The sequence below is a fragment of the Mycoplana ramosa genome (genome assembly GCF_041930185.1).
GTDB classification, from domain to species: Bacteria; Pseudomonadota; Alphaproteobacteria; order Rhizobiales; family Rhizobiaceae; genus Mycoplana; species Mycoplana ramosa.
In genome coordinates, this window is record NZ_JBHEEW010000006.1 from 16,373 (window position 1) to 41,844 (window position 25,472).

The 25,472-nt window shown below is 63.2% G+C and carries 23 protein-coding genes; 10 read left to right on the forward strand and 13 right to left on the reverse strand.

Annotated elements, in window-relative coordinates:
• Position 1 precedes the first annotated feature (1 nt).
• Positions 2-943 carry a protein-methionine-sulfoxide reductase catalytic subunit MsrP gene (msrP, locus tag JNC62_RS08965; RefSeq protein WP_374837960.1) on the reverse strand — a complete coding sequence of 314 codons (942 nt, stop codon included), beginning with the start codon at positions 941-943 and terminating at the stop codon, positions 2-4.
• Between the two features lie 207 nt (positions 944-1,150).
• On the opposite strand from msrP, the gene JNC62_RS08970 reads away from it, so the two are divergent.
• Entirely contained in the window at positions 1,151-2,542 is a 1,392-nt protein-coding gene (locus JNC62_RS08970) for a DegQ family serine endoprotease (RefSeq protein ID WP_374837962.1), read from the forward strand.
• Positions 2,539-3,846 carry a replication-associated recombination protein A gene (locus JNC62_RS08975; RefSeq protein WP_374837964.1) on the forward strand — a complete coding sequence of 436 codons (1,308 nt, stop codon included), beginning with the start codon at positions 2,539-2,541 and terminating at the stop codon, positions 3,844-3,846. Before JNC62_RS08970 ends, JNC62_RS08975 begins: the two co-directional genes overlap by 4 nt.
• A gap of 20 nt (positions 3,847-3,866) precedes the next feature.
• On the opposite strand, the gene JNC62_RS08980 is transcribed toward JNC62_RS08975, so the two are convergent.
• From JNC62_RS08980 to JNC62_RS09000, 5 genes are all read right to left on the reverse strand, one after another.
• Positions 3,867-4,187: a DUF1883 domain-containing protein gene (locus JNC62_RS08980; RefSeq protein ID WP_374837966.1), complete on the reverse strand. Its 321-nt coding sequence runs from the start codon at positions 4,185-4,187 to the stop codon at positions 3,867-3,869.
• Positions 4,188-4,408: 221 nt separating this feature from the next.
• Positions 4,409-4,576: a hypothetical protein gene (locus JNC62_RS08985; RefSeq protein ID WP_374837968.1), complete on the reverse strand. Its 168-nt coding sequence runs from the start codon at positions 4,574-4,576 to the stop codon at positions 4,409-4,411.
• Positions 4,577-4,614: 38 nt separating this feature from the next.
• Entirely contained in the window at positions 4,615-4,929 is a 315-nt protein-coding gene (locus tag JNC62_RS08990) for a chaperone modulator CbpM (protein ID WP_374837970.1), read from the reverse strand.
• A gap of 1 nt (position 4,930) precedes the next feature.
• Positions 4,931-5,842, reverse strand: coding sequence for a DnaJ C-terminal domain-containing protein (locus JNC62_RS08995; protein WP_374837972.1), 912 nt, complete (start codon positions 5,840-5,842; stop codon positions 4,931-4,933).
• Between the two features lie 156 nt (positions 5,843-5,998).
• Positions 5,999-6,307 (reverse strand): hypothetical protein, encoded by a 309-nt coding sequence (locus tag JNC62_RS09000; RefSeq protein WP_374837974.1) that lies wholly within the window; start codon positions 6,305-6,307, stop codon positions 5,999-6,001.
• On the opposite strand from JNC62_RS09000, the gene JNC62_RS09005 reads away from it, so the two are divergent.
• The gene (locus tag JNC62_RS09005) at positions 6,306-6,542 is read left to right on the forward strand and encodes a hypothetical protein (protein ID WP_374837976.1); all 237 of its coding nucleotides are present in this window, start codon (positions 6,306-6,308) and stop codon (positions 6,540-6,542) included. The two genes, JNC62_RS09000 and JNC62_RS09005, sit on opposite strands and share 2 nt — an antisense overlap.
• Before the next feature lie 276 nt (positions 6,543-6,818).
• Here JNC62_RS09005 and JNC62_RS09010 read toward each other — a convergent pair whose 3' ends face one another.
• Positions 6,819-7,856, reverse strand: coding sequence for a glycoside hydrolase family 25 protein (locus tag JNC62_RS09010; protein WP_374837978.1), 1,038 nt, complete (start codon positions 7,854-7,856; stop codon positions 6,819-6,821).
• Here JNC62_RS09010 and JNC62_RS09015 point away from each other — a divergent pair.
• Entirely contained in the window at positions 7,855-8,145 is a 291-nt protein-coding gene (locus tag JNC62_RS09015; RefSeq protein WP_374837980.1) for a hypothetical protein, read from the forward strand. The two genes, JNC62_RS09010 and JNC62_RS09015, sit on opposite strands and share 2 nt — an antisense overlap.
• A 59-nt stretch (positions 8,146-8,204) precedes the next feature.
• Here the strand turns inward: JNC62_RS09015 and JNC62_RS09020 are convergent, their stop codons facing one another.
• From JNC62_RS09020 to JNC62_RS09040, 5 genes are all read right to left on the reverse strand, one after another.
• Positions 8,205-10,193, reverse strand: coding sequence for a PhoX family protein (locus tag JNC62_RS09020; protein ID WP_374837982.1), 1,989 nt, complete (start codon positions 10,191-10,193; stop codon positions 8,205-8,207).
• A 702-nt stretch (positions 10,194-10,895) separates the two neighbouring features.
• Positions 10,896-12,215, reverse strand: coding sequence for a glucoamylase family protein (locus tag JNC62_RS09025; protein WP_374837983.1), 1,320 nt, complete (start codon positions 12,213-12,215; stop codon positions 10,896-10,898).
• A 91-nt stretch (positions 12,216-12,306) separates the two neighbouring features.
• Positions 12,307-14,769, reverse strand: a complete 2,463-nt coding sequence (locus tag JNC62_RS09030) for a phosphoketolase family protein (protein ID WP_374837985.1) — start codon at positions 14,767-14,769, stop codon at positions 12,307-12,309.
• An 80-nt stretch (positions 14,770-14,849) separates the two neighbouring features.
• A complete protein-coding gene (locus tag JNC62_RS09035; protein WP_374837987.1) occupies positions 14,850-15,506 on the reverse strand; it encodes a CBS domain-containing protein in 657 nt (218 codons plus the stop codon).
• A 90-nt stretch (positions 15,507-15,596) separates the two neighbouring features.
• On the reverse strand, positions 15,597-17,909 hold the full coding sequence (locus JNC62_RS09040; RefSeq protein WP_374838378.1) for an NADP-dependent malic enzyme: 2,313 nt from the start codon (positions 17,907-17,909) through the stop codon (positions 15,597-15,599).
• Positions 17,910-18,143: 234 nt separating this feature from the next.
• Between JNC62_RS09040 and JNC62_RS09045 the strand changes: the two genes are divergently transcribed.
• The 3 genes from JNC62_RS09045 (at position 18,144) to JNC62_RS09055 (ending at position 20,936) form a co-directional block, all read left to right on the forward strand.
• Entirely contained in the window at positions 18,144-18,548 is a 405-nt protein-coding gene (locus JNC62_RS09045) for an ester cyclase (protein ID WP_374837988.1), read from the forward strand.
• 117 nt (positions 18,549-18,665) lie between these two features.
• Positions 18,666-19,493 (forward strand): UDP-2,3-diacylglucosamine diphosphatase, encoded by an 828-nt coding sequence (locus JNC62_RS09050; protein ID WP_374837990.1) that lies wholly within the window; start codon positions 18,666-18,668, stop codon positions 19,491-19,493.
• Between the two features lie 222 nt (positions 19,494-19,715).
• Positions 19,716-20,936, forward strand: a complete 1,221-nt coding sequence (locus JNC62_RS09055; protein WP_374837992.1) for an MFS transporter — start codon at positions 19,716-19,718, stop codon at positions 20,934-20,936.
• Here the strand turns inward: JNC62_RS09055 and dgcA are convergent.
• A complete protein-coding gene (gene dgcA, locus JNC62_RS09060) occupies positions 20,888-21,871 on the reverse strand; it encodes an N-acetyl-D-Glu racemase DgcA (protein WP_374837994.1) in 984 nt (327 codons plus the stop codon). The genes JNC62_RS09055 and dgcA overlap by 49 nt on opposite strands.
• 148 nt (positions 21,872-22,019) lie before the next feature.
• Between dgcA and JNC62_RS09065 the strand changes: the two genes are divergently transcribed.
• From JNC62_RS09065 to JNC62_RS09075, 3 genes are all read left to right on the forward strand, one after another.
• On the forward strand, positions 22,020-23,168 hold the full coding sequence (locus tag JNC62_RS09065) for an ABC transporter permease (RefSeq protein WP_374837996.1): 1,149 nt from the start codon (positions 22,020-22,022) through the stop codon (positions 23,166-23,168).
• Positions 23,168-23,965: an ABC transporter ATP-binding protein gene (locus JNC62_RS09070; RefSeq protein WP_374837998.1), complete on the forward strand. Its 798-nt coding sequence runs from the start codon at positions 23,168-23,170 to the stop codon at positions 23,963-23,965. The genes JNC62_RS09065 and JNC62_RS09070 overlap by 1 nt, the downstream gene beginning before the upstream one ends.
• 131 nt (positions 23,966-24,096) lie before the next feature.
• Positions 24,097-25,467 carry an MlaD family protein gene (locus JNC62_RS09075; protein ID WP_374838000.1) on the forward strand — a complete coding sequence of 457 codons (1,371 nt, stop codon included), beginning with the start codon at positions 24,097-24,099 and terminating at the stop codon, positions 25,465-25,467.
• Positions 25,468-25,472 lie beyond the last annotated feature (5 nt).

Here is a 25,472-nt window from a genome sequence, read left to right on the forward strand (position 1 = left end):
ATCAGAAGTTCTTCGCCAGGTCCATGCCGGCATAGAGGCTGGCGACCTCGTCGGCGTAGCCGTTAAAGGGCAGCGTATCGCGCCTGCTGCCGCCGAAGAAGCCGCCTTCGCCGATCCGGTTTTCCGTCGCCTGGCTCCAGCGTGGATGGTCGACCGCCGGATTGACATTGGCGTAGAAGCCGTATTCGTTCGGGGCCGCGATGTTCCAGGTGCTCGGCGGCTGCTTGTCGGTGAGCGTGATCTTGACGATCGACTTGATCCCCTTGAAGCCGTATTTCCAGGGCACCACAAGACGGATCGGTGCTCCGTTCTGGTTCAGCAGTGTCTTGCCGTAGAGGCCGACGGCGAGAATCGTCAGCGGATGACGGGCTTCGTCCAGCCGCAACCCCTCAACATAGGGCCAGGGCAGCGGCTGAAAGTAGCCGGATTGACCGGGCATCTGCTCCGGTCGGACGACGGTTTCGAAGGCGACATACTTGGCGCTGCCAAGCGGTTCGACCTTGTCGAGCAGGCTCGCCAGCGGGAAACCCACCCAGGGGATGACCATCGACCATGCCTCGACGCAGCGCATGCGGTAGATGCGTTCCTCGAGCGGGAACTTCAGCAGGTCTTCGAGCCCGAACTCCTTCGGTTTGGCGACCATCCCTCCGACTGAGACCGTCCATGGCGTCGGTTGGAAATCGCCACTATTGGCCGCCGGATCGCCCTTGCCCAATCCGAACTCATAAAAGTTGTTGTAGTTCGTCACGTCCTTTTCCGGGGTCAGCGCTTCGCCGACCTTGAATGCGGATGGCGAGGCCTCCAGCGCAGCCGCGCGCGCGCTGTCCGCCGAAGCGAAAAGCAACCCGCCGACCGCTGCCCCGACAAAACTGCGTCGGTTCATGAAGATGGCCTCCGGCGTGATGTCGTGGGCGGCAATCTTCGGCGGGCGGTATGCGGTCATGGTGGTTTCCTTGAGGTAGCAAATCAGGCACGATTGTCGTGGCGGGCCGAATGACACCAAAGTTTCAATCACGAAGCTAGGGGGCGAACGACCACGATTTCGTGCGCGGTCCGTGAGGCAATTTCGCATCCGACCGCAGCGGTCTATTTGCCTTTTTCCTTGCCAAATCTTATCTGAACGTGGCGGCAACGAAAGGGAGAATCTTTGATGAAATTCGGCCACGGCCTTGCGACTGCAATCCTTGTTCTGTTGACCGTCTCCGCGCCCGCGATGGCGCAGGAAAAGTCCGTGCCCACTTCGCAGATGGAGATGCAACTCTCCTTTGCGCCGTTGGTCAAGAAGACCGCCAATGCGACGGTCAACGTCTACGCTGAGCGCGTGGTGGAGCGACGCTCGCTCTTCAACGATCCCTTCTTCGACGAGTTTTTCGGTCAGCGCATGCCGAACCGGACGCAGAAGCAGTCCTCGCTCGGCTCGGGAGTCATCGTCGGTACGGACGGCATCGTGGTGACAAACAATCACGTCATCGAGGGAGCCGACGACATCAAGGTGGCGCTCGCCGATGGCCGCGAGTACCCGAGCAAGGTTCTGCTCAAGGACGACCGCGTCGACCTGGCTGTTCTGAAGATCGAATCGAAGGACGCGTTCGAAACGCTGCCGCTCGGCGACAGCGACGCCGTCGAGGTGGGCGATCTCGTGCTGGCGATCGGCAACCCCTTCGGCGTCGGCCAGACGGTGACCAGCGGCATCGTTTCCGCGCTGGCGCGTAACCAGGTGAAGGCCGGCGATTTCGGCTTCTTCATCCAGACCGACGCCGCGATCAACCCGGGCAATTCCGGCGGCGGCCTGATCAACATGAAGGGCGAGCTGATCGGCATCAACACCGCGATCTTCTCGCGCGGCGGCGGCTCGAACGGGGTCGGTTTCGCCATCCCGGCAAACCTCGTCAAGGTTTTCGTCGCCAGCGCCATCAGCGGCCAGACGTCGTTCGAGCGCCCCTTCATCGGCGCTACCTTCGACGCCGTCACGTCCGACGTCGCCGAGGCGCTCGGCCTCGACAAGGCCCGCGGCGCGCTCGTCTCGAGCGTCCTGCCGCGGAGCCCGGCCGAGAAGGCCGGGCTGAAGCCCGGCGAGGTGGTGACCGCCGTCAACGGCATAGCCGTCGAGCATCCCGATGCGCTCGGCTATCGTCTGGCAACCGTCGGCATCGGCGGCACGGCGAAGCTGACCGTCAGTGACGGCGGCAAGGAGAAGGTGCTGACAATCGCGCTCGATCGCGCTCCCGAAACGCCGCCGCGCGACGAGCGGCATATCGAAGGCCGCAATCCCTTCGCTGGCGCCGTGGTGGCCAATCTTTCGCCGCGCGTCGCCGAAGAACTGCGCATGCCGGCTAGCTCCGTGGGGGTCGTGGTGACCGACATCGCCCGCGGTTCGCCGGCCGCGCGCATCGGCCTGCAGCCGCGTGACATCATTGTCGAGCTCAACGGCACGAGTGTCGCTTCGACCGACATCCTCGAGCATCTGGTTGCCGAGGACCCCTCGGTCTGGCGGGTCGAGATCGAGCGCGACGGCCAGCGCATCCGCCAGTACTTCCGATGACCGATCTGTTCGCCCCCTCCGAGCCGCAAGGAATGGCCGCCAAGCGACCGCTTGCCGACCGCTTGCGGCCGCAGTCCCTCAGCGAGGTCACCGGCCAGGAGCATCTGACCGGGGAGGACGGCGTTCTCTCCCGGATGATCGCCTCGGGCTCGCTCGGCTCGATGATCTTCTGGGGGCCGCCGGGTACCGGCAAGACGACGGTCGCCCGGCTGCTTTCGGGAGAGGCGGGTCTCGCCTTCGAGCAGATCTCGGCGATCTTCTCCGGCGTGGCGGACCTGAAAAAAGTGTTCGATGCGGCCCGGCAGCGCCGGATGGGTGGGCGGCAGACGTTGCTGTTCGTCGACGAGATCCATCGCTTCAACCGCGCCCAGCAGGACAGTTTCCTGCCGGTGATGGAAGACGGAACCATCATCCTCGTCGGAGCGACGACGGAAAATCCTTCCTTCGAGCTCAACGCCGCTCTGCTTTCGCGCGCACGGGTGCTGACCTTCAAGCCGCACGATGAGGCGAGCCTTGAGGAACTGCTCAAGCGCGCCGAGGCGGCGGAAGAGAAATCCCTGCCGCTGGCGCCAGACGCGCGCGCCTCGCTGCTGCGCATGGCCGACGGCGACGGCCGGGCCGTGCTGACGCTTGCCGAAGAGGTCTGGCGCGCGGCGCGCCCCGGTGAGGTCTTTGGCCAGGACGATCTCTTCCGCGTCGTGCAGCGGCGGGCGCCGGTCTATGACAAGGGGCAGGACGGTCACTACAACCTGATTTCGGCCCTGCACAAGTCGGTCCGTGGTTCGGATCCCGATGCTGCGCTTTATTACCTTTGCCGGATGTTCGATGCCGGCGAGGATCCGCTGTTCATCGGCCGCAGGCTGGTGCGGATGGCCGTGGAGGACATCGGCCTTGCCGATCCGCAGGCGCTGGTGGTCTGCAACGCGGCCAAGGACGCCTATGACTTTCTCGGTTCCCCGGAGGGAGAGTTGGCGCTGGCGCAGGCCTGCGTCTATCTCGCCACGGCGCCGAAGTCGAACGCGGTCTATACCGCTTTCAAGGCGGCCACGCGCACAGCCAAGGAGAACGGCTCGCTCCTGCCGCCGAAGCATATTCTCAATGCGCCGACGAAGCTGATGAAGGGCGAGGGCTACGGCGAAGGCTATCGCTACGACCACGACGAGCCGGATGCCTTTTCCGGGCAGGATTATTTTCCGGAGAAGCTGGGGCGACGGACATTCTACGATCCGCCGGAGCGCGGCTTCGAACGGGAGATCCGCAAACGGCTGGACTGGTGGGCAAAGCTGCGGCGCGAGCGCGGCTGAGCGGGGTTCGTCCGCGGCGGTCAGGGGGTGGCGACGATGCGTGGACCAGCCGGCACTTTTGGCTTTGAGACGACCCGAACGGAGGATTCGGCCTTGCCGGCATGACCTTCCATGTCGACAACGACGTGCCAGTGGGCGTCCTTCGGGATCGTCAGCCGAATCGGCGATTTTTTCGCCACACCGCCCACGAACTTGTGCTGGCGCGCATTCTTGAAGCGATCAAAGTCGTCGTTGGTCATCAGGCGGACGTTCGCAACGGCCGAAAGGGTAATCTCGATCGTGACGCCGGCACGGATATCCTTGAGATCGTAGTGGGTGAAGGGAAAACTGATCTGTGCCATTGCCGCCCTGCCGTGTCATTACTCGGCTAATATGCGGCCCAGCCGTTAAGGATCGGTTGGCAGTGGCGGGCAAATTGCGCGCAGCTGTGCGGTGTCTTGTTGCTGTGGAGAAACGCAAGCGGCAACAGCTCGCCGAACCGACACCGTGACGGTTACGTTATCCGGACCAAACGCCGAACCCGCAGCGCGCGCATCGATCTGCCCAGTGACCAGTGCGACGGTCAGTTCTTGCTGTCGTCGAATTTCGGCGGGGCGATCGGATCGCTTGCGGGAAACGACTCTTCGAGCGCTTCGTCAAGGTAGTCGTCTTCCGCCTTTCGTTTCGCCTCCTCGTCCTCGGGGGACTTGGGCCGCGTCGGCTGCTTGGCTGGCTGCTTTGCCTTCGTCATCACATTCTCCCGGGTTGGCGTTTTCGACCATCGGGCGGTTACTCTTTGTCGATCAGCGCTAGAATGCGCCTCTGTGTGTCCTGGTCCTGGGTGCGGATCGCATCGAGCAGAGTGGCCAGTCTACCACGAAGACCGTGGATCTGATCTAAAAGCCGCATCGCGACGTCCACACCGTCCACGTTGACACCCATCGGTCCGACAAGGTCCTGGATCAGGCGCGCCCGTGCCAGGTCCGCTTCATGGAAGATGCGTATCCCGTTCTCCTCTTCCGGGATGAGCCAGCGGTGCTCGACCCAGAAATCGAGAACCGCGATCTCGATCTCGAGATTGCTGCAGAATTCGGTGTCCTTCATCTCAGCCTCCCATGTGTTTGCGCGGCCGCTGTGCCTTTCCGGCCTCCCAGCCCTTGACGAAGGCGGTGAGCTCCGGATCCGCTGCGGGCGGCAACGTCACCTGCAGGGTCACGTAGGCATCGCCATGGCCACCGCCCGGCTTGTGCAGACCTTTGCCCTTCAGGCGCAGGACCTTGCCGGTGTTGGAGTTGGCCGGGATCGTGACATTGACCGCGCCGTCGAGTGTCGGAACGCGAATTTTGCCTCCCAGCACCGCCTCTGACAGGGAGATGGGCACTTCATAGCGGACGTCGTCGCCGTCCTGTCGGTAGAAGGAATGGGGGCGGACCCGGATTTCGATGCGGGCATCGCCGGCGGGGCCACCATTGACGCCCGGTTCGCCCTTGCCGCGCAGCCGCAGCGTCTGGCCGTCGCGCGTTCCGGGTGGGATGGTGAGGTCGATCGGCGGACCGTCGGGGAGGCTGATCTGCTTCTTCGCACCGTTAGCAGCCTCGAGGAAGTCGATCTCCATGGAAAAGTAGGCATCGCGGCCCTTGGATTGGCGTTGGCCGTGGCTGCGCCTTGAAAAGAAGCCGGAGAAGATGTCGTCGGCGGCGCCGAAATCCGAAAAGCTGTGCGCGCTTTCGTACCGGTTGGCCGTGTCGCCGGCCGAGGCATAGTCGCGATAGAAGTGCCTCGGCGGCGTCTCCGCACCGGTCTCGTCGATCTCGCCGCGATCGTACTTGCCGCGCTTGTCTTCGTCGCCGAGCAGGGCGTAGGCCGCCGAGACGGCCTTGAACCTGTCCTCCGCATCCTTGTCGCCGGGGTTGAGATCGGGATGCAGCTTCTTGGCAAGCCTGCGATAGGCACTCTGGATGTCCTTCTGGGTGGCATTCTTGCCGACGCCTAGGACCTCGTATGGACTGCGACTCATTCGCTTTTCCTCGAACCATGACATTTGCATCGTGGACAACGACCGGTCCCCGAAACGTGTCACGTCTTTGCTCTGATCTCAACCATCGTGCAGGGAACGGGAATGGACAGGGATGCGGCAATTCATCGCCGGTTGGGACGGAATGTAGCCTGGTTCTTAGCTGCGCTGCAGGACGATGTCGCTGGTGGCGATGTCTTTGCCCGTCGACAGGTCCTTGTCGACGGTCCGCAGCCTGAGGCCGTTGGCGCCGATCTTCTGGATCATCATCTGCGCCGACCGGTCGCCATTGACGATCCGGCTCCAACGGACGGCCAGGTTGATGGAATTTCCCTGCCGGCTTCCAGAAAGCACGGAGCGGCGACCGGTCGGGCCGACATAGATGCCCTTATAGCGCCCGGCGCTGGAATCCAGCGCCGCGGAGATTGTCCGGCTGAACAACAGAAGGCCGCGGCAGGTCGCCTTCATGTCGATCGACGCACCCTCTGCCGTCGAGACGAGGCGGCACTTGACGCTGATCGCGGGCCTGCCGATCCCGGGTGATGACGGTGCCCTTGCCGCTCCAGTTTCCGGCAAGCGAATTCAGGAACGCGGTTTCATCGGCCATCGCGGGATGCGTCGCGAACAACAAGAACAACAACAACGGACAGCGCCGAAGGATCTGCGGTACACGCACCATGGGTCTGTTCCGGTCATCTTCTAAGCTGGCGACGAGGACGCTAGGACCTCATCTTGTCTCATACACGGCTCGATGGCGAGCGGTTACCGCGTGCTACGATCGGCCGATGCGTATGAAACCGATCGATGGCTTGACGAACAGCCGTTTGCTGTGCCGCTGCGCCTGATGCAGGTTGCATGGTAACGGAAACCGGTGAGACCGGCACGGCAAATGGGGCATCCCGATCGCCGTGCCGGTCCCCTGCCAGGTGCCGATGAACCGGTTCATCCCGCCTGCGAACTGTTCGCGGTACGAGAAAGGTCAGCTGGATTGCCCGGAGACCCAATTGTGCCAGTCGTCCACGCTGCCGTGGAAAACGTTGAGGTCGATCTTTTCGCTCACACCATGCGACAGGCCGGAACCGGAATACTGCCAGAACACCCACTTGCGGCCCGGATAGCGCTTGGACGGGTGGGCGGCGACTGAACGCAGCCAGAAGGGGTAGTCGAGGAACTCGCCGCTGAGATTGTCGGCGTAGAAGTCGGGCGCGGTATAGATGATCGGTCGCTGGCCGTAATGGCGTTCCAGCTTGTCCATGAACACCTGCATCTTTTCCAGCACCTTGGCGCGCGACAGCCGCCGCTTGCAGCTCGATTCGGCATTATATTCGACGTCGATCACCGGCGGCAGCGCGCCCGGTTCCTTCGGCACGTTGCGAATGAACCAGTCGGCCTGTTCGCCGGCCGTTCTGCACCAGTAGAAGAAGTGGTAGGCCCCGCGTTTGATCCCGGCGTCCTTCGCCCGCTGCCAGTTCTTCCTGAACATCGGATCGATGTGGTCGCCGCCGTCCGTCGCCTTGATGAAGGCGAAGTTCGCCCCCTGCTGTCGCAGTGTCACCCAGTCGATTTCGCCCTGCCAGCGCGACACGTCCACTCCGTGCACCGCATGGCTGCGTGGAGAGATCTTGCCGAAATTGATCGGCTTGGCGTCGCGGAAGCGCTGGCTGTAGACCTTGCTGCGCCCGCCCGGTGCCGAACCGATTGCCGGTGCCGCGGGCGCGATCATCTGCAGCGGCCGTTGCGAGGGGATCGCCATCCCGGCCGTCCGCGTCACCGCCTCGAACGCCTGTTGGTCGGGGACCTGTCCCGCCCACGCAAGCTCCGTCTGTGGCTCGCCTTCCCGCGTTGCGGCGACCTCGCCGATATCCGCCGTCGGCACAGCCGAAGCGGCTCTGGCGACCGAGTTGGTCGTCTCCCGGGAGGGGCGCTTGGCCTGGGTGTCGTCGCCGCCGAATCTGCCGCCGCAACCTGCGAGCACCAAACCGAGGAGAAAGATTGCTGGAACAGCCGATAGACGCATGGAAACCCGCTACGCAAAACAAACCGACGGCATTGAATGCGCCGCCTGGGACCATTGGAACGTCAAGGCTAACGGGAAATTACCAAGAAAGACTGAATCCGATCTTTATAGAAATCCGGGGTCTCAACTGACGTCCGGCCGACAGATAACGGCGGCCTTACACGTTTTCAGCGGCTTGTGTCGCGGCGAAACCCATTCCGAGATGCCCAACGCCTTGAAGGTGCCCAAACACCGTCGCCCGCAGCGACAGGAAAACAGGCGCAATGGCGAAAACGTGATCGCGCCGTGAAGGAGAATGGCCGGATACCCGGCCATTCTGTGTTCGGTTTCAACGGGGCCGATGCTCGATCAGACCCCGATCTTGCCGCCGCCGATCTTGGTGATCGCCACGACAGCGGGGCGTACCGGCATGTCGTCCTTGAAGTCGGGCCAGCGGGTGGAGAGGTCCTCGTAATAGGACGGGCGGCCGTGGCCATCCCAGTCCTCGCCGCCGTCGCCCGGATGCTGCACGGCGACGAACACCGTCTCGTCGTCCGGGGTGAAGAGCGGGCCGCACATTTCGGCGCCGACCGGCACGCGGAAGAACAGCTTCGAGGTGGCGCGGGCGTCGCCTTCGGTGTCGACCGCCCAAAGGCCGTCGGTGCGGCCGGTCGCCTTGTTGGAGTTGCCGTCGGTCGAGACCCAGAGGCGCCCGGCGGCGTCGACGGCACAGTTGTCGGGCATGCCGAACCAGCCGTTCTTCGTCGTTTCCGTCGAGAACGTGGCGCCGACCTCGGCAACGGACGGGTCGCCGCATTTCAGCAGCACCTCCCACTTGCCCGACGTCGCGGTGAAGTCGCCGCCGTCTTCCTCGATCTCGATGATGTGACCGAAAGCGTTCGCCGCGCGCGGGTTGGCGGCATCGACCTGGTCGGCCTTGCGCTTGGAGTTGTTGGTCAGCATCACGTAGACCTTGCCGTTGACGCCGTTCGGCTGAACGTCTTCCGGGCGGTCCATCTTGGTGGCGCCGACAAGGTCGCCGGCGCGGCGGGTTTCGATCAGCACGTCGGCCTGGCTGGCAAAGCCGTTTTCGGCCGTCAGCGGGCCCTCGCCATGCACGAGCGGCAGCCACTGCATCGTGCCGTCCTCGTTGAACTTCGCGACATAGAGCGTGCCGGCGTCGAGCAGATCCATATTGGCGGCGCGGTCGTTCGGATTGTAGGTGCCGTCGGTGACGAACTTGTAGACATAGTCGAAGCGCTCGTCATCGCCGAGATAGAACACCACCTTGCCGTTCTTGGCGACGATCGATTCGGCGCCCTCGTGCTTGGTGCGGCCGAGGGCGGTGCGCTTCTTCGGCACCGAATTCGGGTCCATGACGTCAACCTCGACGATCCAGCCGAAACGGTTCGGCTCGTTCGGCTCCTTGGCGAGGTCGAAGCGGTCGTAGAAATTCGCCCAGTCGTAGCCGCTGTCCGGAACGCCGTAGCGCTTGTAATTGGCGGCTTCGGCATGGTCGGCCGGCAGTTCGCCGGAGAAGTAGCCGTGAAAATTCTCTTCCGCCATGATGTAGGTGCCCCACGGGGTTACCCCGCCGGCACAGTTGTTGAGCGTGCCGATGACCTTCGTGCCGGTGGCATCGGCGGACGTCTTGACGCGGTCGTGGCCGGCGACCGGGCCGGTAAGCCGCATTTCGGTGTTGGCGGTGATGCGGCGGTTATACTTGCCCTCCGGCACGACCTGCCACTTGCCGTCGACCTTGCGGATCTCGACGATCGTGCCGCCATGAGCGGCCATCTCGACGTCGACCTGGTCCTTCGACAGCTTGCCCTGCTCGATCTTGCCGTCGACAATGGTGACGAGGCCGGGGAACATCAGGTGCGGGTTGGTGTATTCGTGGTTGACGACGAGCAGGCCGTGCTCGGCCGAGCCGTCGAGCGGGATGAAGCCGACATAGTCGTTGTTGTAGCCGAACTGGCGTTCCTGCGCGGCGGCCGTCTGCTTCGTCGGGTCGAATTCCGGGGCATCGGCGAAGATCGCATCGCCCCAGCGCAGCAGGATGTCGGCGTCATAGCCCTCGGCGACATGGTGCGTGGCATCGACGCCGGCCTCGACCTCGGGGAACGAGAAGGCCGAACCGCCGTTTGCGCGCGCCTCTTGCGCGCTCAACAGTGCGGCCGGGCCGACGGTCGCGGCGATCGCCGAAACGGCGAGCGAGCCCTGCAGAAAGCCGCGGCGCGAGAAGCGCTTGCCGATGATCTCGCCCATTGTCGGATTCAGGCTCGTGTTGTGGCCGTCGCCGTCGGCGTCCTCGAGCTGGGTCGTCGGAAAGATCTTCTGGGAGAAGTGGTCGGTCATAAGGCTGCCTCCAGTTGGTAGCGGACTCGCTGTCAGAGTCGTCCAGCCTTTAGCCAAGGGATGCTTCCGTTTTGCGACAGGTCGAGCCTGGCCACGCGCCATCTTTGCGTCCGGGCCTATGGATGATTGTTTCGATGCCAACGCACCGTTCATTGCCAGCCGCGGGAACTTTGCCATGCCTTGAGGATTGAAAGGAGGAAGGCGATCGGCCAGCAAACCGCGGATCGCGGCATCAAGAAGGGCACCGCATGGCAAAATGCGGACGTCGTACGATTCTTTACGAACAGCCTGGGAAGGTCTATTGTTGGACGTCTGGCCTCGGCCCCCGAACAAGGGCCCCCGTCTTCTCGTGCTGTCCGACCGAAGCCGCGTCTAATTCGACATGGCCGCTGCGTTCATTTGATTTTTGGCAGCTGAACGGGCGGCGCTCGCGCGCGCCCTCTGTGTCTCAAAAGTGGAGGAGTTGTCGCCATGCTCTCAGACCTTCGTTGTGCTGGATCCCTCTCTAGAGGGGAGGTCGAGCGGTTGCAGAAGGTTCTCGACGAAATATGTCTGAACGAACGTGTCGCCCATCATTCGGCTTTGTGTGACGAAGTCGGAAAGCAGATCGTTCATCTCTATCGAAGCGGGATCCGGGATTCGTCCGAAATCATGGCGATCATGGAATTGCGTTTCCGCCGCCACTAAAGGGCGTCGATCTTTCTAGAGCCATCCACCCGAGAAGCCCGCCCTGCGCAAACCGGCAACGACCGGCCCGCATCGGCGCATGGTGTTCCACAGCAGACCGGTGCGATAGTTTTCGATCATCAGCACGACTGGCCCCTGATCGACGCCAAAATGAAAGGGACTGACCCACCATCCGGCGGATGTCCCGTCAACGGGAAAGGACGGGTTGAAGGAGGATTTGAAGCCATAGAGCCGGGTCATGCCCAGGTCCATTCGCGCAAAGTTCCTGACGGTGGGAACGACGATCTCCGGGGCGAACGGCAGCGATGCAACGACAACCCATGGCGACACCGTTCCATCGTCCGGGCCAAATGGCGCGCCGCGCGCAACGTAGTCGAAGAATTCCCGTTCCACGCCGTCAATGGTCCTCTTGATCCAACCCGGTCCGTCACTGGCCGTAAAACCCCAGCAATGTTCGCCATAGCCGGAAAAATGCAGGGGGTTGCGGATGGCGTACTCTTGATGGACGTATGTGGCGTGCCGGCTGTTCCGAAAGTAGTCGCTATCATGTTCGCGCATGAACGCGTCGCGGATGCCGCGAAAATCGATCCATAAGTGCGACAGTTGGTGGGTGAAGAGCGGGCCGGAGTAAAGCAACTCGCGCCCGTAGATGTTCCGCCATTCGTAGCTCTCGGTGTAGGCGGCGTAGGATTCCGGCGGCAACGGGTGGGTTGGCGACCCCAGCCCGAGGATGTAGAGCAGCAGACCCTCGTCGTATCCCCGCCAACGATGAGGAATGAATCCGCTCTCAGGCCTCCATCCGTGGGTCAGCGTCAGGCCGCGATCGCAAGCCCAGTTCCAGTCGGCGCGTTCGTAGAGTTCGGTGGCGAGACGGCGGACCTCGATCTCCTCGGCGGCATCGCCGTCAAAGTACGCCGCCACTGTCAACGCGCCCGCGAACAGAAAGGCCGAGTCGACCGTGGACAACTCGCAGTCCCAGACGCGGCGCCCCGTTTCAATGTCGAGGAAGTGATAGAAGAACCCTTTGTAGCCGGACGCATCCGGCTCGGGGCCTTGCGGGCAGGAGAGCAGGAACTGCAGCCGTTGCCGCGCGATCTTGACTGCAAACTGGCGGATGACGACGCCACGCTCTACCACCACCGGGATTGTGGCGAGTGCCATTCCAATTGCCGCTATGCTCGCGGGCGAGGCGGGCGACGTCTTGTCCCTTACGAGCCCGTTATCCGGATTGGTGCATTGGAGATAGTATAGAAGCGTGGTGAACTGCAGCCGGCCAAGGTCCTGATCCGTCGGCATGCGATGCAAATCCGGAGCGGTCGAAAGCTGTTGGGACATCGCGCTTATCCAGAGGCAAGCCGGAGATCGGGGCAGCGGCCATCGCCGGCAATCAGCACCCTCGGAATTGCCGGTCAGGCCGGCCATTCCGTCACATGTTGTCGCCTTCCGTGGACGTTTTCCGCCTCGCATCAGCAGGCGCCTTGCTGCCCCATTTCCAGCCACTGATCGAAGGCATGTCGTCACCGTGCTCTTCGATATATTCCCGGTGCTCGATCAGCTTCGAATGGATGGCCTGCTTGAAGTAGGCCGCGCGGGCACCAAGTTGCGGCAGTCGGTCTATGACGTCGCCGACGAGATGAAAGCGATCGATCTGGTTCAGAACCACCATGTCGAACGGCGTTGTCGTCGTTCCTTCCTCCTTGTAGCCGCGAACGTGCAGGTTCGCGTGGTTGGTCCTTCTGTAGGTCAGTCGGTGGATCAACCAGGGGTAGCCGTGGAAGGCAAAGATGATCGGCTTGTCCCGGGTGAACAAGGCGTCGAAATCCCGATCCGACAGCCCGTGCGGATGCTCTTCCGCCGGCTGCAGCTTCATCAGGTTCACGACATTGATGACACGCACCTTCAGATCGGGCAGGTGCTCCCGTATCAATTCGACCGCCGCCAGCGTCTCCAGGGTCGGCACATCACCGCAACAGGCCATCACGACATCCGGCTCGCTGCCCCTGTCATTGCTGGCCCATTCCCAGATGCCAAGTCCCATGTTGCAATGCTTGACGGCCTCGGACATCGTCAGCCATTGCGGGGCGGGCTGCTTTCCGGCGACGACGACGTTGACGTAGTTGCGGCTGCGCAGGCAATGGTCGGTCACCGACAACAGCGTGTTTGCATCGGGCGGCAGGTAGATGCGAATCACGTCGGCCTTCTTGTTGGCGACATGATCGATGAAACCCGGATCCTGATGACTGAAGCCGTTGTGATCCTGTCGCCAGACATGCGAACTGAGAAAGTAATTCAGAGAGGCGATCGACCGGCGCCAGGGTATGCCGTTGCACACCTTCAGCCACTTTGCATGCTGGTTGAACATCGAGTCGATGATGTGAATGAAGGCTTCGTAGCAGGAGAAGAAGCCATGCCGGCCGGTCAGGAGATAGCCTTCCAACCATCCCTGGCACTGGTGCTCGCTGAGAACCTCCATGATGCGGCCGTCCGGGGAGAGATGATCGTCGTCAGGATAGATTTCCGCCATGTAGCAACGGTCCGTCACCTCAAGCACGTCCTGCCAGCGATTGGAATTATTCTCGTCAGGGCTGAACAGGCGGAAGTTCTTGCTTTCCATGTTCGCCTTCATTACGTCCCGCAGAAATTTTCCCATGACGCGGGCGGATTCCGCCGTTGTCGCTCCGGGGCTCGGCACCTCGACGGCGTAGTCCCTGAAGTCCGGCAGCTTGAGGTCGCGTAAAAGCAGCCCGCCATTGGCGTGCGGATTGTCGCTCATCCGGCTATGGCCGGTGGGGGCCAGCGCTGCGATCTCGGGCCGTAGCCGGCCGGATGCCTCGAACAATTCCTCGGGGCGATAGCCCTTCATCCATTGTTCGAGAATGCGAATGTGTTCCGGCTTGTCCATCTCGCCCATCGGCACCTGGTGCGATCGCCAGTAGTCCTCGCACTTCTTGCCGTCGATCTCCTTCGGGCATGTCCAGCCCTTCGGTGTGCGAAAGACGATCATCGGCCACGTCGGACGCTTCAGGTTGCCGTTTGTGCGGGCGTCGGCCCAGATCCGCTTGATTTCCGCCACGACGGCATCGAGCGTGCCGGCCAGTTGCTGGTGGACCTTGTCGGGCTCGTTCCCTTCGACGAAATAGGGCCGGTAGCCCATGCCCTCGAAGAACTTGCGCAGTTCATCCTCGGGAATGCGGGCAAGGAAACACGGATTGGCGATCTTGTATCCATTGAGGTGGAGGATCGGCAGGACGCAGCCGTCGCGGGCAGGATTGAGAAACTTGTTGCCCTGCCAGCCGGTTGCCAGCGGGCCGGTCTCCGCTTCGCCGTCGCCGACGACGCACGCGACGATCAGATCCGGATTGTCGAAGGCGGCACCATAGGCGTGGCTGAGCGCATATCCGAGCTCTCCCCCCTCGTGGATGCTGCCCGGGGTTTCCGGGGCGACGTGGCTGGGGATGCCGCCGGGGAAGCTGAACTGCTTGAACAGCCGCTTCATGCCCTCCGCGTCCTGGCTGATATTCGGGTAGAATTCGCTGTAGGTGCCTTCGAGATAGGCATGCGCGACCAGCGACGGACCGCCATGGCCGGGGCCGATCACGTAGATCATGTCGAGATCGTCCCGCTTGATCACCCGGTTCAGATGCACATACAGCATGTTCAGGCCAGGGGATGTACCCCAGTGACCGAGCAGGCGTGGCTTGATGTGCTCGCGCTTGAGAGGCTCACGCAAGAGCGGATTGTCGAGCAGGTATATTTGACCGACGGACAGATAGTTGGATGCCCTCCAGTAAGCGTCCAACAGGTGGAGCTCTTCCGCCGAAAGAGCGATTTCGGTTTGCCCATCGGTCGGTCGGTCTTGCCTGCCCTTGGCCGTCTTGTCCGGTTCCATCGAAGTCTCCTGTCAAGTCGGATTGGTTCGAGAGCATGCTTGCTTCCAACTGGCGACGGCGGCCATCCCCTCGCGGCCGGTCAGGTAAAGTGCTCGACGACGCCTTTTACGCCGGGAACGCTTTCGGCCACGGTACGAGCGGCCCGCTTGCACTCTGACGCTTCCACAACGCCCCAGAGATGAACGATCCCGTTCTCCACGGTCACCTTGAGGCCAAGTGCTTCCAGACCGGTGTTTTCCAGAAGCCGAACCGTGACGCTCTTTTGAATGGCCTCATCGCCCGATGCTGTCCCATCCGGCCTGGCCGCTATGATTGCTTGCAGCAGGTCGGCACGGCTGACGATACCCACAAGGGCCCCATCCCGGGTGACCGGGATGCGTTTGATGCCATGGCGCTGCATGAGCGTCGCAGCCCGAGATACGGAGGCATTTTCGTCGATTGTTATCGGATCGGGGGTCATCGCGTCGCCAACCTTCCAGGAGGTGCGCCTGACGTAGGCATTGGCGCGCTCCTCGGCAGGTTCTGTCGGCTCTGGATCGGAAGCGATCAAGGCTCCGCCCAGTTCCGTCCTGCGGATCAGATCGCCTTCGCTGATGATGCCCGCGAGCTGACCATCCCCGCCAACCACCGGCAGGCCGCTGACGCGATGGTCCAGCATGATCCTGGCCGCCTGCCTGACACTGTTATCGGGCGACACACCGACAATGGTCGGCGACATGACATCCTTGACGCGCATCTTGGTTCCAGCATGAACATTCGCAGAATGTCACGTTACCCCCCTCGCGGGAGTTCGACAACCAGTTCGCACCAACTGACGTCCGTGCCCTCAGCCGGGATACGAAGCCTCGACGACCGCCAGCGCCGCCATGTTGACCACGCCGCGGGAGGTCACCGAAGGCGACAGGATGTGAGCGGGCAGGGCGGCGCCGAGCAGAATCGGGCCGACGTGAAGACCGTCCATCATCGTCTTGAGGACGCCGAGCGAAATGTTCGCGGCGTCGAGATTCGGGAACACCAGAAGGTTGGCCTCGCCGGTCAGCGTGCTCGTGGGCATCACGCGCTGGCGCAGCAATTCGGATATCGCGGAATCGCCGTGCATTTCGCCGTCGGCCTCCAGTTCCGGTGCCCTTTCCCGGACAAGCTCCATGGCCTTGCGCATCTTGAAGGCGCTGACCGAATCGCGCGAGCCAAAATTGGAATGCGACACCAGGGCCGCACGTGGCGTGATGCCGAAGCGGCGGATTTCCTTCGCCGCCATTACCGTCATCTGCGCAACTTCCTCCGCGCTCGGCTCGAAGGTGACGTAGGTATCGGTGAAGAAGGTGGCGCCCCGCTGGGAAATCAGCAAGCTGAGGGCGGAGAAGTCGGTTACGCCTTCGCGCAGGCCGATGATCTGCCGAACGTCTCGCAGGTGCTTGGCATAGCGGCCTTCGACACCGCAGATCAGCGCGTCGGCCTCGCCGCGCCGCACCGCGAGCGCGCCGATGACCGTCTGGTTCGTGCGAACGATCGTGCGGGCGGCCTCTGGAATGACGCCCAGCCGGCCGACCAGCTTGAAATAGTCGTCGACATACTCGCGGTAGCGCGGATCGTCTTCCGGGTTCACCACCTCAAAGTCCGCCGACGGGCGGATGCGCAGGCCGTAGCGCTCCAGCCGGGCCTCGATGATCTGCGGCCGGCCGATCAGAATCGGCTGGGCCGTGTTCTCCTCGAGCAGCACCTGGGCTGCGCGCAGCACCCGCTCGTCCTCGCCCTCGGCGAAGATCACGCGCTTCTTATCCGCCTTTTTCGCTGCCGCGAAGATCGGCTTCATGATGAAGCCGGAGCGCCAGACAAAGCGGTTGAGTTGATCCAGATAGGCGTCGAAATCGGCGATCGGCCGGGTGGCGACACCGCTTTCGGCGGCGGCGCGCGCGACGGCCGGGGCGATGCGCAGGATCAGGCGCTGGTCGAACGGCGATGGGATCAGATAGTTCGGGCCGAACACCGGCGTATCGCCGGAATAGGCACGCGCCGCGACGTCGGAGACCTCCTCGCGGGCGAGGGCGGCGATGGCCCGGACCGCGGCCATCTTCATCTCCTCGTTGATCGTGCGGGCGCCGCAATCGAGGGCCCCGCGGAAGATGTAGGGGAAGCAGAGGACGTTATTGACCTGGTTGGGGAAATCGGAGCGGCCGGTGCAGATCATCGCGTCCGGTCGGGCGGCGCGGGCCTCTTCGGGCATGATCTCCGGCGTCGGGTTGGCCAGCGCCATGATCAGCGGCTTGTCGGCCATGCGCGCCAGCAGTTCGGGTTTCAGGACGCCGGCGGCGGAAAGGCCGAGGAAGACATCGGCGCCGTCGATCGTCTGCGCCAGTTCGCGCTTGTCGGTCTCCTGCGCATAGACGGCCTTCCACTGGTCCATCAGCGCTTCCCGGCCCTTGTAAACGAGGCCTTCGATGTCATGCACCCAGATGTTCTCACGCTTTGCGCCGAGGGTAACGAGCAGATTGAGGCAGGCGAGGGCGGCCGCGCCGGCGCCGGACGCGATGATCTTTGCCTTGGCGATGTCCTTGCCGGCAAGCTCCAGTCCGTTCATGATCGCCGCGGCGACGATGATTGCCGTCCCATGCTGGTCGTCATGAAAAACCGGGATGTCCATCTTCTCGCGCAGCCGGCGCTCGACCTCGAAGCATTCGGGCGCCTTGATGTCTTCCAGATTGATGCCGCCGAAAGTCGGTTCGAGGGCGGAAATGACGTTGACCATCTCGTCCACGCTTGCTGCGTCGATCTCGATATCGAAGACGTCGACGCCGGCGAACTTCTTGAAAAGAACGGCCTTGCCTTCCATCACGGGCTTGGACGCCAGCGGCCCGATGTTGCCTAGGCCCAACACGGCCGTGCCGTTCGAGATGACCGCGACAAGGTTGGAGCGGGCGGTGTAGTCCGCTGCCGTTTCCGGATTGTCGCGGATCGCCAGACAAGGCGCGGCAACGCCGGGCGAATAGGCAAGTGCCAGGTCGCGCTGGTTGCCAAGCGGCTTGGTCGACTGGATCTCCAGCTTGCCGGGGCGGGGATAGCGATGGAAGAACAGGGCCTGCTGGTCGATGTCGCCGCTCGTGGGCTTGGAATTTGCTTTCGATTTGTCGCCAGTGGTCATGTTCTTCGCCCGCTTCATTCGCTCTTCCGCCCCTCTTCTGGCACGGATGGGGCGCGCCGTGAAGTTGGGACCGATGCCATAAAGCCCCATTTGGCCTCACTTGCAACCACCAACCCTGCCTTTGTGGGATGACCAGCGGCGCCACCATCAGGGGTGCGCCGGCCACGGTGACCAGTGGTTGTCGAGGGTGGCTGCTGATCGTATGAAAACGTCGCTTGAGCCAAGGAGGCCGGGATGGAATCGGAAGCAAACAAATCGATCGTTCAGGACTATATAGCCGCATTCAATACATTCGACCTGGAGAGGCTCGCGGAACTTTTCGCCCCGGACGCGAAGATCTACGGTGTGCTCGGTTTCGGCCTGCTTGCCGATGTCGTACCGATCTGGCGCGAGTTGCACGAGGGGATGAACATGCGGCTCGAAGCGCTCGATATTGCTGCCGACGGCTGCAATGTCGTGGTGCGGCTGCGCGAGACGGGCCGCTTCACCGGGACGTTCCGCGGGCTCGCTGGTCACGAACCGACCGGGCGTTCTTACGAGATCACCGCGATGGAGTGGTTTATCATCAAGGATGGCCGCATCACCTGCCGTTGGGGTGCGCGGGACAGTGCCGCCATTGCCCGCCAGGTCATCGGATAGCGCCAGCGCGAATCGGGATCGTTTCGGCGCGGCTGTCATTCTGCTGATACACGAGTCTGGTTTTCACCGTGCTTGGAGACAGGGTCTCCAGGAGAGGTATTTGCCGGAGTGCATGGGATGAGCGCCAACGACCCGACACCGAACGTGTGCCGCGTGAGGACCCTGTTCCTGTCGGACGTTCATCTCGGTTCCAGGGCAGCGAAGGCCGACTTTCTGCTTGACTTCCTGCGGTGCCATGAAGCGGAAACGATCATCCTTGTCGGGGATATCGTCGATGGCTGGCGGCTGAAGCGCAGCTGGTACTGGCCGCAGAGCTGCAACGATGTGGTTCAGAAACTGTTGCGCAAGGCGCGCAAGGGGACCCGGATCGTCTACATTCCGGGCAACCACGACGAATTCCTGCGGGACTTCCCCGGCGTTCACTTTGGCGGCATCGAGGTCGCGCAACAGATCATCCACGAAGCGGCCGACGGCAAGCGCTACCTGGTGCTGCATGGCGACGAGTTCGACGTCGTCGTCCGCAACGCCCGCCTCCTCGCCTATCTCGGGGACTGGGCCTATGATGCGGCGATCGGCGTCAACATCGTGCTTGCCGCCGCGCGCCGGCGCCTCGGCATGCCCTATTGGTCGTTTTCGGCCTGGGCAAAGCTGCGCGTCAAGCACGCGGTGAACTTCATCGGCGCCTTCCAGCGCGTGGTGGCGGAAGAGGCGCGCAGGCACGACGCCGACGGTGTGATTTGCGGCCACATCCACCATGCGGTGATCGAGGAGTTGGACGGGATCCGCTATATCAACACCGGGGACTGGGTGGAGAGCTGCACGGCCGTCGCCGAGCATTTCGACGGCCGAATGGAGCTGATCGCCTGGCAGTCGCCGGCCGCTCGTTCAACCGTTGCCGCCTCCAACTCGCGCGAACTGGAAGCGCGGGCGCCGAAGGCAGCGTGAAGAGCCGCAGGTCTCGAGTATGTGAGCCTGCTCGGAACAGTCGGGCGAAAAATCACGCCTACTGCGCAGCAAGCGCATCTTGAGGGCTTGAGACGCGCTTGCGATGACTTCATCGGCTGAAGTCGTGGAGCGGGAGAACCCGCAGGAGCTGGCAGAAATCACGGATTGGCGCATCTGCCTCAGCGTGGTAATCCTTCCCATCCTTCTGTTCAGGTTCCAAACATGCAATCGCCTCACGGCATGGTCGCGACCGCTGGTCCGCCGCGCCTCTTCGTTCTGCGAATCGCGATCGTCTTCTGCGCTCCGATGCTGGTGAACGGCATCGCGCTGCCGTTTTTCCCGACCTGGCTCCATACGCTGTCGATGACGGACTGGGAAATCGGCGTGGTGCTGGCGGTGCCGATGGTGGTGCGTGTCTTCACCGCGCCGCTCGCAGGCATGATCGCCGATCGGATCGGCGACCGGGCCAGCGTGCTGGTCTGGTCGGGGACGATGTCGCTTGCCACGGCCGTCGCGCTGCTCTTCACCGACCATTTTTGGCCCGTGCTGATCCTCTACACCCTGCAGGGGATCGTCTATGCGCCCTATCTGCCGATCACCGATGCGATCGCCCTCAGCGGCGTGCGCCGCTGGCACTTCGACTACAGCCGCATGCGCTTCTGGGGCTCGCTCGCCTTCATCGTGTCGACCATGGTGGGCGGCTGGCTCTCAGGGATTTTCGGTGGGGCGATGGTGCTGCCCGCCATGACGGTCGGCTTCGTCACGACGGTCATTACTGCCTTCATAGCACCGCGCATCGGCAAGCCGCGCCGGCCGTCGCCGATTTCGGCGCTGGCGGTCACTCCGACCGGTTCGGCCGGCCAGATCGACGTGCAACTGATGATGATCGGCGCGGCCCTGGTGAATGCCAGTCACGGCATGTTCTATGCCTTCGCCGCGATCCTCTGGGGTGCGGAGGGCTACTCGGGCACTGAAATCGGCGTTCTCTTCAGCGTCGGCGTCGCCGCGGAGGTGCTGTTCTTCATCGTTTCCGCCCGCCTGCGCCGGCGCATCAGCCTCTGGACCATGATTGTCCTCGGCTGCTCGGTCTCCGTCTTCCGCTGGATCGTCTTCCCGCAAGACCTCGGCTTTGCCGGCTATTTCGCGCTGCAATGCCTGCACGCCTTCACCTTCGCCGCCATTCACGTCGGCGTGCAGGGGCGGATTGTCGAGCGGGTCGCCGAGGAGAAGGAAGCCTCCGCGCAAGGGCTCTATTTCTTCTACAACGGCATCTTCATGGCCCTGACGACGTTTCTGTCGGGCTATCTCTTCGCCTGGTATGGCATCGATGGCTTCTATGCGATGTCGGCGGTCGCGGCCCTCGGACTGGTCCTGTTGCTGCTCGCCCGCAGCATTCAGCCCCAGAGACTGGGATCTGGCGGGAACACCAGCGAGTCCACGTAACGAAGGCCGGGCTCGCGATCGCGCGCCAGAAGGAGCGGGCCGTCCAGGTCTACGAAATCCGCGCCTTGCGCCAGTAGCACCGCCGGGGCCATCGCCAGCGACGAGCCGACCATGCAGCCCACCATCACCTTCAGGTTCAGACGGGCCGCCTCGGCGCGCAGGTCGAGCGCTTCCGTCAGGCCGCCCGCCTTGTCGAGCTTGATGTTGATGGCGTCGTAGCGATCGGTCAGTGCTGCAAGATCGGCTGTGAGATGCACGCTCTCGTCCGCGCAGACGGGAACGACCCGCTCCACATGCGCCAGTGCCTCGTCCCGGCCGGCCGGAAGCGGCTGTTCGATCAGGGAGATGCCGGCCTCGGCACAAACGGCGAGGTGATAGGCGAGTGTCTCGCCGGTCCATCCTTCGTTGGCGTCGAGGATGATGCGGGATTTCGGCGCGGCGTCACGAACGGCGCGGATGCGCGTTGCGTCGTCCGGGGTACCGACCTTCACCTTCAACAGCGCGCGATCCGCGTGGCGGGCGGTCTGCGCGGCCATCACCTCCGGTTCGCCGAGCGAGATCGTATAGGCGGTGGTGAGCGGCTGCGGCGGCGCGGCGTTGATCATCGACGCTACGGGCATGCCTGTGCGCTTGGCCTCGAGGTCCCACAACGCGCAATCGACGGCGTTGCGCGCTGCGCCGGCGCGCATGATCTGCCGAAGCTCCTCACGCGAGGCGCCCGACTCGACGGCCGCTGTCGCGGCGGCGATTTCCGCCAGAACGCTGCCGAGCGATTCGCCGTAGCGCGCATAGGGTACGCATTCGCCCCAGCCGGCATGACCGTCTGCGGTGATTCGGCAGGTCACGACGGCCGCCTCGGTCTTGGTTCCGCGCGAAATCGTGAAGCCGCCGGCGATCGGAAACGTCTCTGTGGCTGAGGCAAGGGTTCGACGCATGTCTTGTTCGGCTCCCAATCGATTTTTTAGGGTGGTCCGGCGACCGGATAAGGCTTCTTGCGGTGACAGATCAAGGCCGAGCCGATATGAGTCGCAATCAACGGTTCTATCATTTTTTGCCTGCATCGTCCGGGAAGAAGCAAGAGCATTGAATTCCGCGACCATCCCATCCGCCGAGATCGAGACTGCCAGCCGTCCGCAGGACGGCGGTGAGGTCTGGCGGCTTTCCGGGGCATGGCGTGCGCAGACCGCAGTCGCCGCCAAGCGCAAGCTGGACGCACTGAGTCACGGCAGGGGACCGCTCGAAATCGACCTCAGCGCGATCGAGGGGATGGACACGGCCGGCGCCTGGCTGATCCGCCAGGCGATGACCGGACTGCAGCAGGCCGGCGCGCAGGTTCGCGTCACCGATCCGCACGGCCGCTTTCTGGATTTGATCGAGGCGCTGCCCGCGCTATTGCCCGAGCCCGCCGCTGACAAAGAGCGCCGGGAAGCACTGCACACGCGGCTGTTGTCGGCGATCGGCAGGAATGTCGTCGAGATCTGGGGCGACGTGGTCGCCGCGATGTTCATCCTCGGCTCGGCGGTGCGCGGCGCGCAGCTCAAGCTCGGCCGCCACAGCGGCCTCTCGCCGGCGGCGATCGTCAACCAGATCGACCACATGGGGGTGCGGGCCGTCCCGATCATCACGTTGATGTCCTTCCTCATCGGCGCGATCATCGCCCAGCAGGGGGCATTCCAGCTGCGCTACTTCGGCGCCGAAGTGTTCGTCGTCGACCTCGTCGGGATCCTGCAGTTGCGCGAGATCGGCGTCCTGCTCACGGCCATCATGATCGCAGGCCGTTCGGGCAGCGCGATCACGGCCGAAATCGGCTCGATGAAGATGCGCGAGGAAATCGATGCCCTGAAGGTGATGGGCCTGTCACCGATCGGCGTCCTTGTCTTTCCGCGGCTCGTGGCGCTGACCGTCGCGCTGCCGCTCCTGACCATCATCGCCAATTTTGCGGCGCTGTTCGGGGCTGCTGTCGTGGCCAACGCCTATTCCGGCATCACCTTCGACACGTTCTTGGCGCGGCTGAGGGAAGCGGTCGACATGTCCACGGTGGTGTCGGGCATGATCAAGGCACCGTTCATGGCGCTCGTCATCGGCATCGTCGCATCCGTGGAGGGGCTGAAGGTGGGCGGCAGCGCCGAATCGCTCGGGCTGCGGGTCACGACGTCCGTGGTGAAGTCGATCTTCGTCGTGATCCTCATGGACGGACTGTTCGCCATGTTCTATGCGGCAATCGACTTCTGATGGACGGGGTTCGCGTGGACAAGCAAGCTGGAAGCACGAGAGAGGTGGTGCTCTCGGTCAAGGACCTGACAGTCGGCTTCGGCGACCGTATCGTGCTCGACCGGCTGAACCTGGACATCTACCGTGGCGAGATCCTCGGTTTCGTCGGGGCGTCCGGCTCGGGCAAATCAGTGTTGATGCGCACCGTGCTGCGCCTTCTTCCGCGTCGCGCCGGCACGATCCATATCCTGGGCGCCGACTACGACCGGACGAGCGAAGTGGAGCGAATGGCGCTCGACATGCGCCTCGGGGTGCTCTTCCAGCATGGTGCGCTCTTCTCCTCGCTGACGGTGCGCGAGAACATCCAGGTGCCGATGCGGGAATATCTCGACCTGCCGCAATCGATGATGGACGACCTCGCGCGGCTGAAGATCGAACTGGTCGGCCTGGCGCCGGAAGCGGCCGACAAGTTTCCTTCCGAACTGTCGGGCGGCATGATCAAGCGTGCGGCGCTGGCGCGGGCCCTTGCGCTCGATCCGGATCTGGTTTTTCTCGATGAACCGACCTCCGGTCTTGATCCGATCGGTGCGGCTGAATTCGACGAACTGATCGCCAAGTTGCGGGACACGCTGGGCCTGACGGTCTATATGGTGACGCATGACCTCGACAGCCTCTTTTCCGTGTGTGACCGGATCGCGGTGCTGGCGCAGAAGAAAGTGCTGGTCGAGGGAACGATCGACGACATGCTGGCCTGTGACGATGCCTGGGTGCAGGCCTACTTCCGTGGAAAGCGCGCCCGGTCGATCGTCAGGAAGTGAGCGGCTGCCGTGGCTGGACGTCGCGCGCCGGGTGGGGTTGAATTGATGCAGGCAGACGGGAAACGATTCCCGGGAAGCCTGCAAGAGGCGCCGGCGGCGCGGTTCGGACGAATGCGGGTGCATTGAGAGACATGGAAACAAAGGCCAATTACGCGATCGTCGGCTTCTTCACCTTGCTGGTGATCGCGGCCGCTTTCGGTTTCGTCTACTGGATGTCACAGTATGGCCGCAGTGGCGAGATGGCGCCGCTCGCCATTCGCATCCCGGGGTCGGCCAATGGCCTCAGCGTCGGCTCGCCTGTGCGCTTCAACGGCATACCAGTCGGGACGGTGCGCAACCTCGCGATCGATTCGGACGACCCGCGCTACTCCATCGCTCTGACGGAGGTCTCGACCGAGGCGCCGGTGAAGCAGTCGACATCGGCCGTGCTCGAGGTTCAGGGGCTCACGGGGGCTGCCTACATCGAGCTCTCCGGCGGCAGGGCGGAAGACAAGAACATTCTGAAACTTGCCCTTGAGACGGACGGAACCGCCGTTCTCGTTGCCGAACAGTCGAGCGTCACCAACCTGCTTGCGACCGCCGACAAGATTCTCAAGCGCGCCGACGACGCCATCTCCGACATCCAGGGGTTCGTCGCCGATGCGCGCGGCCCGCTCACAGCGACCATCCGGAACGCGGAAAAGTTCTCCGATGCACTGACGCGGAACTCGGACAACATCGACAAGTTCCTGCAGAGCATCGGCGGGCTATCCGATACTTTCACCGGTCTTTCCGGCCGGCTCGACGCGACGATGGCGTCGCTTGATTCGCTGCTAAAGGCGGTGGACGCGAAGAAGATCGACCGTGTCGTATCGAATGTCGACAAGGTGACGTCGGACCTGGCTGCCGCGTCCGGTGACGTGAAGGGCACGATCGAGAGCTTCAAGCGGGCAGCCGAAACCTTCGACAGCGTCGGCAAGAACGCAACCGCGACCCTGGACAAGGTCGACACGCTGATCGCGGCCGTCGACAGCGAGAAGGTGAAGCTCACGATCAACGACATCAATGCGGCGAGCGCCGATGCGCGCCAGGCGATTGCCTCCATCAAGGGCGTCACTGACAAGCTTGGCGCCCGCAAGGACGATATCGATCAGATCGTCACCGATGTTCGGCAAATGGCGAGCAAACTGAATGCTGCCTCGAGCCGCGTCGATGGCGTCCTCGCCAAACTTGACGGTTTCCTCGGCGAGGGTGAGTCCGAATCGCTGTTTGCCGAAGCGAAAGCCACGCTGCAATCCTTCAAACAGGCGGCCGACACGCTCAATGCCCGCATCGGTCCCATCGCCGACAACCTGCAGCGCTTCTCCGGCGGCGGCTTGCGGGACGTCGAGGCGCTCGTCGGTGAGACGCGGCAGGCGGTCCAGAGCCTGCAGGGCACGATTTCCAATTTCGACAAGAACCCGAGCCGGCTTCTGTTCGGCGGGGAGACAGTCAAGACCTACGACGGTCGGGCGCGCCGATAGCGGGC